Source organism: Halomarina litorea, assembly GCF_024227715.1.
GTDB lineage: Archaea > Halobacteriota > Halobacteria > Halobacteriales > Haloarculaceae > Halomarina > Halomarina litorea.
Genome location: NZ_CP100448.1, coordinates 2681991 through 2697578, shown reverse-complemented (window position 1 = coordinate 2697578; position 15588 = coordinate 2681991). Strand labels below are relative to the sequence as shown.

The following is a 15588-nucleotide window of genomic DNA, read 5'->3' as shown; positions in this document are numbered from 1 at the left end:
TTACTAATTAGTAAATTGTCGGCTCGTATGGGGATTCTGTCTGGGTTCATGTCTACTGTTATAATATTTGCCACAATTATGAATCTACCTATTATCAAAAGATATGCGTATTTCGGTCGAGGGGATGCCCTTACCCAACTTGGATACGTTAATTCGATTGGGATGTTAAACTATATTCCACAATCTGACGTATATCCGGGTCTTCACCTCTTAACACACTCTATAAGTTCTATCTCTTCTATAAATATATACACTATATCCATGTTTCTTCCGTCAATCTTCTTCATTTGCTTTTCTCTCTCAGCATTTTGCGTCTCCATTTACTATTCAGGGGAGGAAAGTGTCTATTTCGCTTACGTTTTCTCCGTACCACTACTTCTCTCTCAGAGTCTGTTATTCTCTCCTTGGACCCTTGGATTTGAGATTGTACCTATCGCAATCTTATCCTTTTTGAAGTGCCGCTCGCACACGAGAAAGCAGGCGTGGTATATAGTCTGTGCTCTTCTGTCTCTCGCAATCACTATTTACCATCCATTGGCGATCTTGCTACTCGCAGTATTCTATACCCTTTACTTATTATCGACAATTATTTTCTCAAAGTGGATTAGCAATAACCACTCTACACCTTGGCATTCTGGAGAGATAAACCTAATAGCTATAAGCACAATATCATTTTTTGTTTACCACATTCAATTGGTAGTTAGTGTTGGATTCGAATCTCTTTTGTTGTCACTACAAGAATTCGGGGTTTTATCAACAAATACTGGAGAAAAGTCTGTAAGTAGCTTTGAGACATATTCAAGTGTTTATCAATCACACTCACCACAGCTCGGAGACATCGCCCAAATATTAGTATTCAAGTATGGCGTTGTTTTGGCTTTGTTACCAGTTACCGCATTAGCTTCAATTATACTTTTAAATCACCGTGACTACATATGTTCTGAAATTAAACAGAATATGTTTGTCCTCATAATTCTCTCAGGTTGTTATACCATGTTTGCACTTATTGCACTATTTGGAAACCTGGTTGCAGGTTTCGAACGTTTCATGAGCGCGATAATTCTTGTTTCTGCCCTGATACCTGTAGCCCTGCGTTTCCGACAACTCCCCTCTACATCTAAGATTACAAGAAAAATTTACGACAGCATATCGACAGTAATAGTTATCATAGTAGTGTTCATAGTCGTATTTGGTTTGTTCAGCTCTCCTATTACTCGAGGAACCAATCCTCAAGTCACTCAGGCAGAATTTCAGGTGACCTCTTGGCTACTGGATTATTCTGGAGAAGATAATTCGATACACCGATTTGGACCTTCAATTAAGCGTATTAGTACTGCGATTACTGGTGTACACAACCGTAAAATCTGGGGTGTAAACTCCTCGTCGAATATAACGTTCCGAGAGAGTGATCGTAGCGTCTACAAAGTCGTGTCTAGAAAGGGCAAATACGTGTATCCAAAGCTGTATCCGGAATACAGAGGGTCTTGGCAGTATTCTCCATCTAAAGTAGATAATGTTGAGTCAAAAGAGGGCACTTGGAAAATATATTCCTCTGGTTCAGTAGACATCTACGCATGAAAGGTTCTATCCGGACAGTCAAAAAGCCTGACTTCTTTATCCTGAGAGAGACAGTATCTTATTAATGGGGCTATCTCCCTCAATCTTGTAACCGATTATAACAACCCCGATATAAACTATAACCCCAGAAATAACAGAAAATACTAAATTCCATAAATTAGAATCTATAATAATAATGACTGGTATCGACATTGTAACTGTTGCCAACGCTGGAGTGGAGACTGTCTTGAGATACTGAAAGGGACTCATTGATGTGATCTCTGATGTCTTGTAGGCCCAGACTGGCAATGCACAAAGGACTCCTAGTGACACGCTGATTGATGTACCTGAAATCCCATAGAGCTCTGTTAAGGGCCATATTGTCCCAAGCGTGATAACAACTCTAATGAAATTCATTCGAAAATCCCATTCGGGTATACCAATCCCCCGAAACACTGCACCTCCTGTTGATAATATTGCACGAGAAAATCCTGCTACTACCATGATTTGCATAGCTGAAACCATACTAATCCAATCTTTGCCCAGTAACACATTAGTAAAGGGCTTTGCAACCAGCAAAATACCAACAGACATTGGGGTAATAGTGAGGAACGTTATTCTTAAAGTCTGGTAAAATGCGTCCTCCAGCATCGCTTTGTCGTCTTGAATTTTTGAATAAGCTGGAAAGGTGACTCCAGAAATCACATTAGAAACCTCAGTAGCTGGAGCGTTTGACAAGCGGTATGCCAATTGATAAAGACCAAGAGCGGATGCAGAAATATACCACCCAACAAACAAATCATCAAAATTGATGGCGAGTATTCCAACAATTCCGGTCGCCCATATCCACTTACCATATGACAACATGTCTATTGCAGCATTGCATTCAAATTGGAGTGATGGAAAGTAGTCTGTTAATAGGTATGACAAGAACACCCTTACAACTCGACCTGAAATAACTGCAATGACAAATGCCCACACGTTTCCTAAAGTTACTGCAGCAAACACGGCTACCACAAAGTCAACTACCGAACCACTTAGCTGATAGATGAACTGTTTTTGAAAGTCAATATTTTTCTTGAAATATACTACTGCTGGATTGGTCAGTCCTTCAAGAATAACGTAGACCGAGATTACTCTTAATAGTGCTACCAACGAGGGTTCCGAAAAAATGTCTGAAATTACAGGTGAACTGATAGCTAATACCAGCCCCGTAGCAATGCTACGAAAGTTGTTAAGCACGAATGCGGTGTTGAGATATTTAGATATATTTTCCTGCTTGTTTTGGATTAATGATGACTCTATTCCGAGACGTGATAAACTGTTGGCCATAGTCACTGTGACCATAACTATCCCAAATAGGCCGAAATCCACGGGTGATAACAAACGAGCTAGAACGAGAAGGCGCACTATCTGTAACAATCGGTCAAAAATATTTAGTAGTGTAAGCCAGATACCGCCGTGTATGACTCTTTCGAAAAGCCCGGACCCAGGGTTTTGCATCCAAGAAGATAATCGTTCAATCAAAGCCTTCATATTGCCTCTATCTAGTAGTGGTTAGTGTAACACCATTAAATATTGCTCACCAACGGTCCGCTAAGACCCATTTCAATTGGAACTTGATAACTTTGAACATTGCATAATTGTAATACAGAACATGGAATACCAAATGTCGATAATATGAAAAGAATATTGATAATAACGTTTAATTGTCCACCTAGGGGTGGATCTGGCGCTGTAAGAGTTGCGGGGCTAGTCCGACGTCTTGAAGAGATTGGTTGGCGTCCAGCCATTCTAACTCCTGAGCTGAGCATCAATCCAGATGTAGAATGCCGTGTTGTTGAATCAGACTATGTTGGGACGGTAGGTACTGTGTTAAAAGAGAAAGCTCCCGACTTCTTATCTACTATGTATGCTGATGATTCTAGCCAATCCAACACTAGTTCTGAAAACTCAACTACAAGTGCCAAAAATCCTGTCAAGGAATATGTCAAAGAGATATTTAGGTTACCGTATGAGGCACTATCATATCCGGACGGGTATAAGTACTGGATTCCAGATGGTATAGAAAAGGGTTCGGACTTTCTGAAAGAAGAGGATATTGACTTGATTTTAAGTACTTCACCACCTGTATCTGCACATATAGTTGGTGATCGGCTTGCACAGGAGTTTACAATTCCATGGATAGCAGACTACAGAGACTTATGGACGCAAAGCCACTACTACACTCACAACCCTATTAGAAAACACTTTGAAAGTCAGCTAGAGCAGGAAACATTAGCTAATGCGGAAGCCGTCACTACCACAACTGATCCCTTTGCACAGCAACTTCATCAAATGCATGGTATCCCATCATATTCAATCAAAAACGGCTTCTCTTTGGATGATAGTTTAAAACACGACTTGAACTGTAATCAATTCTCAGTTACGCACACTGGATCGTTGTATGGTGAAAAGCGCGATCCAACTTGGCTATTCCAGTCATTCTCTGATTTATCCAAAGAATACGATAATTTCCTCGATGACTTGGTATTTAACCACTATGGGCCGGTATCGAAAAACCTAGAAGCTATAGCTTCACAGCATGGACTTACTGAAAATGTCCGCCAGCACGGTGTGGTTTCAAGAAAAGCGGTTCAAAAGGCCCAGCAAGCGTCGCAAATATTAGTGTCAATGCAATGGGATCACCCTCGAGAAGAGGAAGTATGCCCTGGAAAGATATTTGAGTACCTCAGCGTTGGACGGCCAATCCTTTCATTCGGGGGACCAAGAGGAGTCAGTTCAAGAATATTGGCTGAGACTGGGGCCGGTAAGCATGCGATAAATCAATCAAGCGTATATCAGTATATCAAATCATCGTATTTGGAATACCGTGAGCTGGGAAACGTCAAACATGATATCAACGAATCTGCTGTAAATCGCTACTCTCATGAGCGCATGCGTCAGGAATTCGCATCCGCATTCAATGATACCATTAGAACATGAACTTAATATATGATATAATAAATACCCATAGTTGTAATATGATAATTATAAGTAATACTTGGGAAAACTAATGAGTGGGATTGGCCTCATTCGGGTGCCACCGAATAATCCAGATAGAGACCCATCTAAGGATGATATAGAGAATATAATCGATCTTGCCTTAGATAACGGCATACCTGTAACAGTATTTAGTAAGAATATTAACCACCGACCCAATGTGGATGTAATTCCAATCGAAAAAAAGAACTGGAATACAACCATTGGTGGGTTGTTATCAAATCTCTGGTTCCAAATCGAACTTACATACTACATCATCCGTAGAAGATCTTATCTGAGCGACACTATTTGGCATGCAGGGGGATTTTCCCTAATATTGCCGATTTTGGTATCAAAGATTCTCGGTGTAAGTGTAGCGATCTGTGTAATAGGGGAACCTAGAAATGCCTACAATCAGGGAAGCAAAATGGATCGGTATCTGCTTTCGAACCTTACGTTAATGACGGAACTCATTTCCTTCACAGTTTCAGATAATATACTTACGTTTACGGAGTCAATGGCTGACTACTCCATTCTTAGTCTGTATAGAAATAAAATCGTAAGCCTTCCATACAATTATCAAAGAGTAAAACGAAATGAATGTAAAGTGGAAAAAATTGTATTCTTGGGTAGGGTGTGCAGATTAAAAGGTGCAGATCGGTTCGCAGATGCTGTTGAATTCTTATCAAAATCTGGCTATAACAAGTATGAGTTTGTAATCATCGGTGACGGTCCTCTGCTTAGTCAGCTGTCGGACAGGTTTGAAAATGATCCTAATGTGAGAATTGAAGGTTGGGTTCCCCATTCAGAAGCTATGGCTGAATTGTCAAACTCAATGTTGGTAGTCCTGCCTTCACGATCTGAAGGTTTGCCAAAGTCAATACTTGAAGGCATGTCTCATGGTACTGTTCCTGTAGTTACTCCTGTCGGAGACCTCTCTGGACTGGTCCGAGATGGGGAGAACGGCTTCATAGTTGATTCTAGCGTTCCGAACGGAACAGCCCGAGCAATTTGTCGAGCTTTAAGCGAAGACACCGAATATAAAAGAATATCAGAAGAAGCAATAAAGACTATTGAACGTAGGTACTCTTTAGATACAGTGTCTGATGAGTTTCATGATATATTTGTGGAGTGATGATTACTCATCTTATACATTTCACTCCTGAGTTCTGTTGCATATTTTTCTGGTGTATAATTATTTGATATTTCGCGACCATAATCTCCAAACTCTGCTCTTAATTTATCGCTTGTTAGTATTTTTAGAATACAATTTGACAAATTTTCAATATCTCCTGGCTTTGTGATAAAGCCATTTTTCCCATCGATTAGAATTTCTCCCGATGCACCAGCGGCTGTAGTAGAGATTACTGGTGTTCCACATGCCAATGCTTCATTAATTACCAGTCCCCAGGTATCATGGTATGTTGGAAGTGCAACTAAATCGCTTACGGAATAGAAATTTGATAACTCTGAGTTTGGTATAATCCCTGTGAATATAGCACGAATATTTGCAGATTTCGCCTGCTCCACAAGATCTTGTTTCTTTGGGCCATCTCCCACAATCAATAATTGAACCTTCTCACCAACCTGACTGACAGCACTAATTAAATCTTGTACTCCCTTATCATGTTCTAAATTGCCAACATATGTGACTAGTGGGCCAGTACTGATGCCATATCTTTCCTTTATATTAACTTGTTTCTCCTGCGATATGGACTTGCGGAAGGCATCAACATCGATGCCATTGGGGAGAGTGACTATATCTGATTCTGAGACTCCCATCGAACGAAAGTTTTCTTCTGAGCTTTTGCTCAAGGAGAAATACTTGTCAAATAATGGAAGAAGATTAGTGAGAATTGTTCGGGAAATTTTACCCTGGTTGATATTAGCAGATATGATACCGATTGGTTTTCCATAGTATTTGCTAGCTATTAGTACTTGCCAAGCGGCTAAATGGTTCCATCCACCTACAATAAATACGTCTGGAGAGAATCTAGAAACGACTCTTCTAGGTATTAACCCGACCATGAGTTCTTTTTTCCCAATGGAAAAGTTTTGTGACTTACCTTGTATAAATGTGAACTGGGGATCTGGCAAATCTTTGTATTCATGCCTCTGCGTGCTAGCATTAGTGTAGTATACCAGTAGATTTATGTCATCAAAATCAGCAAGGCGATTCAACCTCGGTCGTTTGTATGGCGCAGGAACATTAGTTACAAATAGGACTCTCATGCTATTCATATCTTGAATTCACTTAGTTGCTGATTTGCCTAATGGTTTGTCGCAACCAGCTAATAGTTGAATCTCATGGCATATTATTGGTGCTCACCAACTCGTTTCGGTAAGTCTATGTAAGCGATGAGAATAGATACTCGTGAATTGAACCGGAAATTTAAGGTGCTCAATGTACTGAATGACCCTAGAATTGGAGGCCCTCAAACGAGAGCTTTTGCTGTCGCAAAGCAACTGCGAATAAGAGAACTCGAAACAGAATTTGCACTTCCTGACGGTAGCGATGAATTTGCTGAAGAATTGTTAGAGGAGGGATTTGTGGTACATCGACCGAGTTTGGGACAAGTGCAACCACCCCGAGACATAGTAGGTAATCTACAGTATCTGGGACAGTACCCTAAAAGCATTTGGAAGATTGCAGATGTAATACAGAAGCGCGATATAGATGTCGTTCATGCCAGTATGTCCCTTAGCTTTGAAGCCGCTCTCGCTACCCAGAAAACTGATGCAAGCCTCGTGTGGCATTTTAACGACGTAGCAATGCCGTGGCCAATAAATAGAATAGCAGCCGCTTTAGCCACGATGTTAGCTGATGAAATTGTTGTTGCGTCCGATGGAGTGACTAATCACTACTTTGACAAAGTTTCAATAAATCCTACTAAGCTATATGCGCCTGTAGACATTGAGAAATTTCGTCCGGAAAGATACGACTGCCAATATCTATATGACGAGCTGGGCATTGAAGACGATACAATAATAATTGGTGCCGTAGGAAATGTCAACCCTATCAAAGGTCATGGATACCTTGTTGAAGCTATAGACAGGCTTGCAAACAAAGTTGACGACGAATTCACAGTAATTGTGGCTGGTGGAATCCTCGAAGGAAGGCAAGATTACTATAACAGTCTTCTCAGAAGACGATCTAAGCTCGGATTAGACGGTAAGATTCGATTTCTCGGTAGGCGGGATGATATTCCCGAATTACTTTCCCAATTAGATTTGTTTGTATTGCCGTCAATTGCAGAAGCCTGTCCGATATCGGTATTAGAAGCTATGGCTATGAAGAGACCAATCGTAGCCTCTGATGTCGGTGGCGTACCTGAGCAGATTTCTGACGGCGAGTCTGGTTGGCTGGTCCCACCGAAAGACCCTGACAAACTGTCAAAATCTATTAGACATGCTATAGAACACCCAACGGAGCGAAAGCGAAGGGGGGAAGCAGCTCGAAAAACTGCCGCCGACCGGTTTTCGTTGCAAGCATGTGCGAATAAGCATGAGAAGATATATTCAAACGTATCTAATATATTGCAGAATTAGCAGATGGGGAATTAAGATGTTTGAGAGATGGCCTTACTTTCTGATTTAGAAGGGATACTCACATTGAATTCCTCTAACCATAGCCAGAATGTGTATAACACCCAGATTCGCATCGAATAGTTCTCTTCGCCAGCGAAGTGGGCTTCAAGTTGCTCCTTAATGACATCAATATCGAAACACGCGCTCATTCGGTCATCCAAAACCATCGTTTCAAGTTGGTCGTGCATCCGACTTGAACTCAGATAATCCTCAATGGGAAAGGCAAATCCCTGCTTATCATGTTTGACGAATTCTCCGTCCAGTATCGAGCGCAGGTGCTCTTTGAGCGGCGTCTTGAGGCCATCACGAGTCTTCTCATCGGTCGGCAGATGAAACGCGAACTCGGCTAAATCTCGGTCAAGATACGGAACACGAACTTCGACACCGTTTGCCATACTTGCTTTATCGGCATAAATAAGATTATGTGATCCTAAGAAACCCTTGAGGTCCAGGTATTGGAACTGCTGAACTCGGTCAAGCTGACTTCCTGTCGGAAGCATCGCCTCAATTTTCGCCTCATAATCTTCTCGCCATGAATCACTCTTGAGGAGCCGACTGACCGTCTCCGAGTCGAAGTAATACATCAGCGAGAAGTAGCTGTTCGGCCCTGGGTTCGATAGGTAGGTCCCGACGCGGCGGAGCTTCTGTCGGAAGTCCGATTGGCGGCTCGGCCATGCTTTGTACGCCCCATTGAACAGCGGAGCTCCGAGTCGACCAAGCGACTGGTGTTGAATGATTTTGTACCGCGTGTATCCTGCCCAGAGTTCGTCGGCACCCATTCCCGAGAGCATCACCTTGATGCCACGCTCGTTCGCCTCTCGAGCGAGCAGATAGGCTGGGATGATCGCAGGGTCGGCAATCGGCTCGTCGAGATAGTAGATCATCTCCTCGTAGATGTCGAGCATCGACTCGGTCGGGTCGAACGATTCGATATCAATATTCAGCCGGTCGCCGAGTCGCTGAAGATTGGCGAACTCATCGAACTCCTTGTCCGTCTCATTTCGAAGGTTCAGCGCTAGTAGAGAATCGTCAGCGGACTGGGCAGCATGATACGTGATAATCGACGAATCGATGCCACCGCTTAGGTAGACGCCGACGGGGACGTCACTGACCATGTTCCGTTCCATGGCCTGTTCGATGAGCTCATCTAAGTCGGTCGTCGCTATGTCTGGCGTGGCATCGAGAATGTTCCAGTATTCGGTCGTTTCCGTATCCCCTGTCGTGAGGTCGTGGGTCAAGTAGTGGCCACTCTCTAACTTGTAGATGTCTTTGAACAGCGTATCCGGTTCGTGTACCCACAGGTTTGCCAAATATTCCCCTAAGACAGACTTATTGAGCACTGCGTCGACACTCGTCCGTTGGAGGATCGCCTTGATCTCGGACGCACAGGCGAAAAATTCCCCATCGAAATAATAGACTGGCTTGACGCCGAAGCAATCCCGTACTACATGGAGGTCCTCTGTTTGGTGGTCAGCGATAACGAACGCGAAGATACCACGAACGCGCTCCAGCAGTGTGTCCAATCCCCATTCGTAGTATCCGTTGAGTATGACTTCCGTGTCGGTATCTGAAGTGAACTCGTACCCGGTCTCTTTCAGATCAGCGCGTAGTTGCTCGTAGTTGTAGATCTCCCCGTTGTACGAGAGAACGATATCGTCGTCAGCCAGAGTCATCGGCTGTCGACCGCGATCCGAGAGGTCGATAATACTGAGTCGGTCGTGAGTTATCCACAGTGTCCTATCGCCAATCGTTCGCTCGAACTCTCCGCTTGCATCCGGGCCTCGATGGGAGAGCTCGCCGGAATCCTGGCCAGTCCGGTGTGATGCCGGACCAAAATATCCGAAGATGCCACACATATACGCATAGGCTGACCCCCAACTGACAAAAACGATTCGTAAGCTGTGTTTGGGCAAATAACAAAACCAGTAAACGAATATATCACGGTCAAGCCTGCAACGTAGTCATCACGCCTTACTACTGGACGCAACTGAGTCGAGACCTATTATTTCAAAGGTACGTGTCGATGGTAAGCGGGATCGGTTCACCGCGCCGAAGCGATTCATGGATTGCGAAGGTCGACTCAGTAACTTCGATCGCCGCCTCAAGCGCTATTGCCGATCGTTCTCCAGCCAGAATCGACTTCACGAGGGATTTGAACTCGCGTTCGTGACCTTTGTCCTGGCCAAGACTCATTCGTCCGCCCTTGAAGTTGTCAATTCGGCTGGCACGGCCGTTTCCGAACGCCTCGACGTGTTCTTTCGGGAGCGAACTATCACCAAGTGTCGTGTAGAGTACGGATGCTGTACTTCCATTTTCGAACTCTAATGTTACGTCCACGTTCTCAGGCGGGACTGACTTGCTTTCGTTGGTGATTCCGGTTGCGTACACCTGCTCGATCGGCGAGTCAGCAACAAAGCGCGCGAAATCCACGAAGTGACATACTTCACCAACGACGCGCCCGCCACCGATTTCGGGGTCATGTATCCAGTGGTCTTCTGGAATCGAATCAGCATTGACCCGGTAGTTGAGCATTACTGGTCCTGGCCCATCGCAAACAGACTTTTTGAGTTGCCGAGTTGGCTCCGCAAATCGTCGATTGAAGCCGACCATCAACCGACCCGGTGCATCTCGGGCCGCCGTCGCGACCTGTTGGAGTCCCTCTTCGGAAATCGCTAGTGGCTTCTCGACGTGGACGTCTTTTCCCTGCTCGAGTGCAGCAGTCGCGATTTCAGCGTGGAGGTTGTGACGCGTCGCAATGACGACGATATCGATAGCATTGTCCTCGACGATCTGCCGGTAATCAGTCGTCGAGTACGAGCAATCGTGCTGTGCAGCGACTTGAGACGCCGACACCCCAGTCGCCGAAGCGACAGCCCGGAGGTCGAGGGCCTTGATGTCCTCGATGATCGGGAGGAGCGTTCCCTTAGCGAAGTTCCCGACCCCGATCATGCCGACTGCAAGCGGCGCGGATTTCTGCTGAGTGCCCGTCGTAGGCGTCGCAGTCGGTGTGCGTTCTAACGTTGTCGAGTGCTCACGGTCGGGTGCGTACTTCAGAAGAACACCCGTAAACGCCTCGTCGTTCGGGTTCTCGAGAATCAGGTCGTAGGCGTCTGTCGATGAATCGATTTCGAACTCGTGAGTCTGCATCGGTTCGAAGTCGAGGCGGCCGGTGGCGAGAAGTCGAAGACACTCCCGCATGTTCCGATTTTCTGTCCAGCGGACGTGCTCAATCGGATAGTCGAGGCCCTTCTCCTCGTACTGCTTGTCGTACCGTCCTGGGCCGTAGGAGCGGGAAATCAGGAAGTCGAGTTCCTTCTCGTAGTAGAGTTCGCGAGGGACGTCCATACCGACTTGCCCGATGACGGAGACCCGACCCTGCTCGCGGGTGATCTCGCCCGCCTGTTCGACTGGCTGGTTGCTCTTCGTGGAGGCAGCGATGACGGTCGCATCGACACCATTCCCCTCTGAGAAGTGCTCCGCAACTTGTTCGATATCGTCGTCCCCGATTACCGCACCTTTGTCAGCACCGAGGTCGAGTGCCGTTTCGACTTGGCCAGGAGCGATGTCCACCGCGAGGACTGGGAACCCGTAAGCGTTCAAAATCTGAACGACCGTCTGGCCGACGAGTCCAAGCCCCAATACGGCCACCCGCTCGCCGGGAGAGAGATCCGCCCGTCGAATCCCCTGCATCGCAATCGCGCCAATCGTGACAAAGGCGGCATTCGACGGTTCGACGCCGTCCGGGACGGGCGCACAGAGGTTTCGCGGGACTGAGACGACTTCCGCATGGTTCGCGTAGCCAGCACCAGCACAGGCGACCATGTCGCCCTCCGAGAACTCGGTGACGTTCTCACCGACTTCGATGACCTCGCCACAGCAACTATACCCGAGAGGCGTTGCTTCCTCGAGACGTGCCATCACGTTCTGGTACGTCGAAACGAGCCCATCATTTCGCGCCATCTCGAAGACCTTCTTTGCGAGGTCCGGCCGTTCCCTCGCCTTGTTGACGACGTTCTTCTTGCCCAGTTCGATCATTGTCTTCTCGGTGCCGGCGCTTACACAGGAGTAGTGGTTCTTGACGAGAACGCCGTCGTCGAGCACCTGCGGTCGGGGGACATCCGAGAGTCGAACGTCACCTGTCTTGAAATCCTGAATTACCTGTTTCATATTTCGTATAGAGATGTGTTCAATCGAGTACAGTTGATAGCTATTTCTTCCCGCGAACGCCGCTCGAATGAGTGTTACGGGTGTCGAATTTGCGTGTGGTTCTTCGGCTCATCCACTCTATCTCTCATCATCCCCGAACGGGGCGAACAATTCGTCTTCAATCTTCAGTGTATCCGTCTTGCTGTCGTACTCTACCGTGTCGTAAGGCCAGCGGGAAACGAGGAACCCGGACGTCGCCCGTGACGAATCATACGTCAGCTCGAGCGCTTCCCGCTCTCTCTCGACGCCAAACGCAGGGAAATACGGACTAATGGCCCGCTCAACGGCGTCACAATTGAGCGCGTAGAAGGAACCGATCGTCGATCCTTCCGACTCTAGTATCTGGTACTCTCCAGGCGTTGTCGTCGGATCGAGTTCGATGTCTGGGTGTGCGTGCAGCCGGCTTTGTACGGGCCTACGCCCACCCATATCGACACTGTCGAGAACTAGCCACCAGTCCCCACTTGAGCAGACGTTCCGGGTATGTCTATACTTGGAGTCTCCTCGACCCACTTTCGAATACGTCCCGACCAGCCGTTCTAGTGTCCCGTCCGTGGAGTACGTCACAGTCGGGTTCGCCCGCCGCCCCATCAGGTATTGACCAGCGATATCATTCGGCTCCGAATCGTCCACCTGGACCGTATTGTGTGCCTGCACGCTTCGGACGTACTGGCGACCTGAATCACCGCTATACTGACTAACCCCTGTGTCAGTGAACACCCGGTTTCCGTCGAGCCACAGTAAAATGCTCAGTAGGGCGTTGTGCGAATGCCCTGGGAGGTGGGCAGGGCCGACAGGACCGGCATCGACCAGCATCCGATTCGCTCCCGACCCAAGCCAGTAGTAGCCCGAGGAGTCGAGCCGAGACTGGAGGTCGGACACGGGGGGCCCGACTGCCGCTGCGTAATCAGAGACTTCTGCCAGGGAGAGTTCCTCACCGAATACCGAATCGTTCAGTAACGGTATCGCCTCGTCAGGAGGCGTGAGCGAACGAGCGAACTGTGTGGCGTCTCTCGCAATACTGAGTATAGGACTCCACGCTGAGTTGCCATCCAGTTGGAGAAGATTAGCCGCCGTCAGGTACCGCGTGAGAACCATTACATGATACATCGGACTCCGTTCGAAGTGACCGCCATCGCTGAGGAACTGGTCGGAGGCCAGTTCTTCCAGCAGCTGCTTCCCTTCGGTTCTCCACCTAGGTGATTCTTTGAACAGTGTTCCTGCCACGAAGAGCGCCGTCGCGTTTTCGATGAGATGATTCCCACCTACGTCGTATTCGACGTGGTTCTCGAGGAACAGCGCGTTCTTGTAGAGATACCGGAGAATCGACCGGTCAACAGTCACATCGTGCTCACGCAGCCACGCACAGTACCGGGCGAGATGTATCACGCGCAGTGAGACCGCATGGGGAATCCAGTCCCGACGAAGATACCCCTTCGATCCAATGGTTGTGGTGTCGAGAAGAGATTTCACCCACTCATCCACTGTGTTTACGAGGTCAGGGCGTGATTCCGGATCCTCGAGGCCAAGAACGAGCCACTTGACTGGCTCGAGCGACTGGTATTTGAGCCACCAGAGTAGTGGGACGTCAGCCAGTTGGTCGTCATCGAACTCGATAGCTCGATTAGAGTCGAGTGCGACCTCGTGGTTGAGGAATTCCAGCTTCCGGTTCTCAAACGCCTGTAGACGTTCCCGGAAGTCCGTTCGAGTCGCACGACTCAGCGAACTGCGAAGATTACCGGTGTTTTGGTCGAGTGCCGAGCTATCGATGGATAGCTCATCAGGAATACGAGCCTCGTAGCGAGCGTCGAAATCGATCGGCAGTCTCGGAAGGATCGCCTGCCGAGCGTTTCGCTCGAGCATGCCGAGCAACTGCTCGCGTTGCATATTCGACACGGTGATCGCTGCGATGCGCCAGCGGTCGAGTACACCTGGCTGTGTAACGTCTTCGTCGAGACGCTTCATGAGCGACTCCGTGCCCGCCGTTCCGAGACCGGCCAGTTCGCAGGCTCGACGAGCTTCGAGATCGCATCAAAGAGCTCGGCCGCGATGGCCTGTCGGTCGTAGTTGGAGACGACGAACTGCCGCCCTCGCGTTGCCATCCTCCGTCGGCGCCGCTCGTCATCGAGTAGTTCATCGATAGCATCAGCAACCGATTGTGGTGACCCGTCCGGGATGACTCCCCCTTCAGAGGCTTCGACAACCCGTTCGATTTCACCGTTCCCAAGGGCGAGCACAGGGAGCTTACAGGCCAGGTATTCGTAGACCTTGGTCGGGACGGCATACGACAGCGACTCCCGAGCTTTGAGTGGTGCAACACCAATTGTCGCACCGTTGAGAAGGCGGGGGATTTCGTCGCGTGGGACGAGTCCCGTGAACTCGACTCGGTCCGTTACTCCGAGTCGTTCGGCCAACGCCGTTAATTCTGGTCGCAGGTCGCCATCCCCGACGAGTGTGAACGTCACATCGCTATTCTCGAGTAACGGGAGTGCTCGAATACACGTCTCTAAATCCTGACCGTATCCGATGTTTCCCGTGTAAATCAGGTCGGCAGTCTGGGGCTCATCTTGAGGTTCGAAGTACTGCGTGTCGACACCGTTGGGAATCACTTGAACTGCCGTCTCGAACGAGTAGTGTTCCCGCATTCTCGCCTCCGTCCCCGGAGTAGTAATTGTAACCAGATCGGCTCGTTTGAGTGCTTGTTCCTGATACCTGCGGCTCAGGCGCGTCGCAATCCCATCCCCGGAGATGAATCCGAGATCACTCGAGACGTCTATCCAGAGGTCACGGATATCGAGTACCCACTTAGCGGACCCTGTAATAGAAAGCGGAAACGCGACCAAGCCAGTGAAAATCGGCGGCGAGGACGTAAGAACGACGTCGAACTCGTCCCGTCGCAGAAACGCCCAGACGAGCGCGTGGAACGCGAAGATGATGTAGTACAACATGCGCTCGACGAACGATGGATCGACGGTTCGTGGCTGCCACGACCACAGCCGAATCAAATCGTGACCCTCGCGTCGCTTCTTGGTCGCACGTTTCCATGACCACTCGAACTCACCCGGAGGAAAGCAGGTTGGGGGCGCCACGACAGTCAACTCCACGTTGTCGGCCATGTGCCGGCAGAGGTCCCCCATTCGTGAGGCGTTTCCACCTTTTTCGGGCGGGAACGCCTGCGTTACGACGAGCACGCGCGGTGATGAATCATCCATTTTG

10 protein-coding genes are annotated in these 15588 nt (G+C 48.0%); 4 read left to right on the top strand and 6 right to left on the bottom strand.

Features of this window, described 5'->3' with window-relative positions; translation table 11 throughout:
- Positions 1-261: 261 nt before the first annotated feature.
- Positions 262-1578 (top strand): hypothetical protein, encoded by a 1317-nt coding sequence (locus NKG96_RS14830; protein WP_254535915.1) that lies wholly within the window; start codon positions 262-264, stop codon positions 1576-1578.
- 36 nt (positions 1579-1614) lie between these two features.
- On the opposite strand, the gene NKG96_RS14825 is transcribed toward NKG96_RS14830, so the two are convergent.
- Positions 1615-3093 carry a lipopolysaccharide biosynthesis protein gene (locus NKG96_RS14825; RefSeq protein ID WP_254535913.1) on the bottom strand — a complete coding sequence of 493 codons (1479 nt, stop codon included), beginning with the start codon at positions 3091-3093 and terminating at the stop codon, positions 1615-1617.
- A 144-nt stretch (positions 3094-3237) separates the two neighbouring features.
- Between NKG96_RS14825 and NKG96_RS14820 the strand changes: the two genes are divergently transcribed.
- The gene (locus NKG96_RS14820) at positions 3238-4542 is read left to right on the top strand and encodes a glycosyltransferase (RefSeq protein ID WP_254535911.1); all 1305 of its coding nucleotides are present in this window, start codon (positions 3238-3240) and stop codon (positions 4540-4542) included.
- A gap of 70 nt (positions 4543-4612) precedes the next feature.
- Entirely contained in the window at positions 4613-5713 is a 1101-nt protein-coding gene (locus NKG96_RS14815) for a glycosyltransferase family 4 protein (RefSeq protein ID WP_254535909.1), read from the top strand.
- Here NKG96_RS14815 and NKG96_RS14810 read toward each other — a convergent pair.
- Positions 5692-6819 carry a glycosyltransferase family 4 protein gene (locus NKG96_RS14810; RefSeq protein WP_254535907.1) on the bottom strand — a complete coding sequence of 376 codons (1128 nt, stop codon included), beginning with the start codon at positions 6817-6819 and terminating at the stop codon, positions 5692-5694. The two genes, NKG96_RS14815 and NKG96_RS14810, sit on opposite strands and share 22 nt — an antisense overlap.
- A 156-nt stretch (positions 6820-6975) precedes the next feature.
- On the opposite strand from NKG96_RS14810, the gene NKG96_RS14805 reads away from it, so the two are divergent.
- Complete coding sequence (locus NKG96_RS14805; RefSeq protein WP_254535905.1) at positions 6976-8127, top strand: glycosyltransferase family 4 protein; 1152 nt, start codon at positions 6976-6978, stop codon at positions 8125-8127.
- A gap of 11 nt (positions 8128-8138) precedes the next feature.
- Here the strand turns inward: NKG96_RS14805 and asnB are convergent, their stop codons facing one another.
- The 4 genes from asnB to NKG96_RS14785 all read right to left on the bottom strand — a co-directional run bounded on the left by asnB (position 8139) and on the right by NKG96_RS14785 (position 15584).
- On the bottom strand, positions 8139-10022 hold the full coding sequence (gene asnB / locus NKG96_RS14800; RefSeq protein WP_254535903.1) for an asparagine synthase (glutamine-hydrolyzing): 1884 nt from the start codon (positions 10020-10022) through the stop codon (positions 8139-8141).
- A 151-nt stretch (positions 10023-10173) separates the two neighbouring features.
- On the bottom strand, positions 10174-12267 hold the full coding sequence (locus tag NKG96_RS14795) for a bi-domain-containing oxidoreductase (protein ID WP_254535901.1): 2094 nt from the start codon (positions 12265-12267) through the stop codon (positions 10174-10176).
- Between the two features lie 183 nt (positions 12268-12450).
- Positions 12451-14337, bottom strand: a complete 1887-nt coding sequence (locus tag NKG96_RS14790) for an alginate lyase family protein (protein WP_254535899.1) — start codon at positions 14335-14337, stop codon at positions 12451-12453.
- Positions 14334-15584, bottom strand: coding sequence for a glycosyltransferase family 4 protein (locus tag NKG96_RS14785; RefSeq protein ID WP_256558092.1), 1251 nt, complete (start codon positions 15582-15584; stop codon positions 14334-14336). Before NKG96_RS14785 ends, NKG96_RS14790 begins: the two co-directional genes overlap by 4 nt.
- Between the last annotated feature and the right edge of the window lie 4 nt (positions 15585-15588).

Bases quoted from the DNA above. Each gene is read 5' to 3' on its own strand.
- NKG96_RS14830 (WP_254535915.1), top strand. From the start codon at position 262: ATGTTTCTTCCGTCAATCTTCTTCATTTGCTTTTCTCTCTCAGCATTT.
- NKG96_RS14825 (WP_254535913.1), bottom strand. From the start codon at position 3,093: ATGAAGGCTTTGATTGAACGATTATCTTCTTGGATGCAAAACCCTGGG.
- NKG96_RS14820 (WP_254535911.1), top strand. From the start codon at position 3,238: ATGAAAAGAATATTGATAATAACGTTTAATTGTCCACCTAGGGGTGGA.
- NKG96_RS14815 (WP_254535909.1), top strand. From the start codon at position 4,613: ATGAGTGGGATTGGCCTCATTCGGGTGCCACCGAATAATCCAGATAGA.
- NKG96_RS14810 (WP_254535907.1), bottom strand. From the start codon at position 6,819: ATGAATAGCATGAGAGTCCTATTTGTAACTAATGTTCCTGCGCCATAC.
- asnB (WP_254535903.1), bottom strand. From the start codon at position 10,022: ATGTGTGGCATCTTCGGATATTTTGGTCCGGCATCACACCGGACTGGC.
- NKG96_RS14790 (WP_254535899.1), bottom strand. From the start codon at position 14,337: ATGAAGCGTCTCGACGAAGACGTTACACAGCCAGGTGTACTCGACCGC.
- NKG96_RS14785 (WP_256558092.1), bottom strand. From the start codon at position 15,584: ATGGATGATTCATCACCGCGCGTGCTCGTCGTAACGCAGGCGTTCCCG.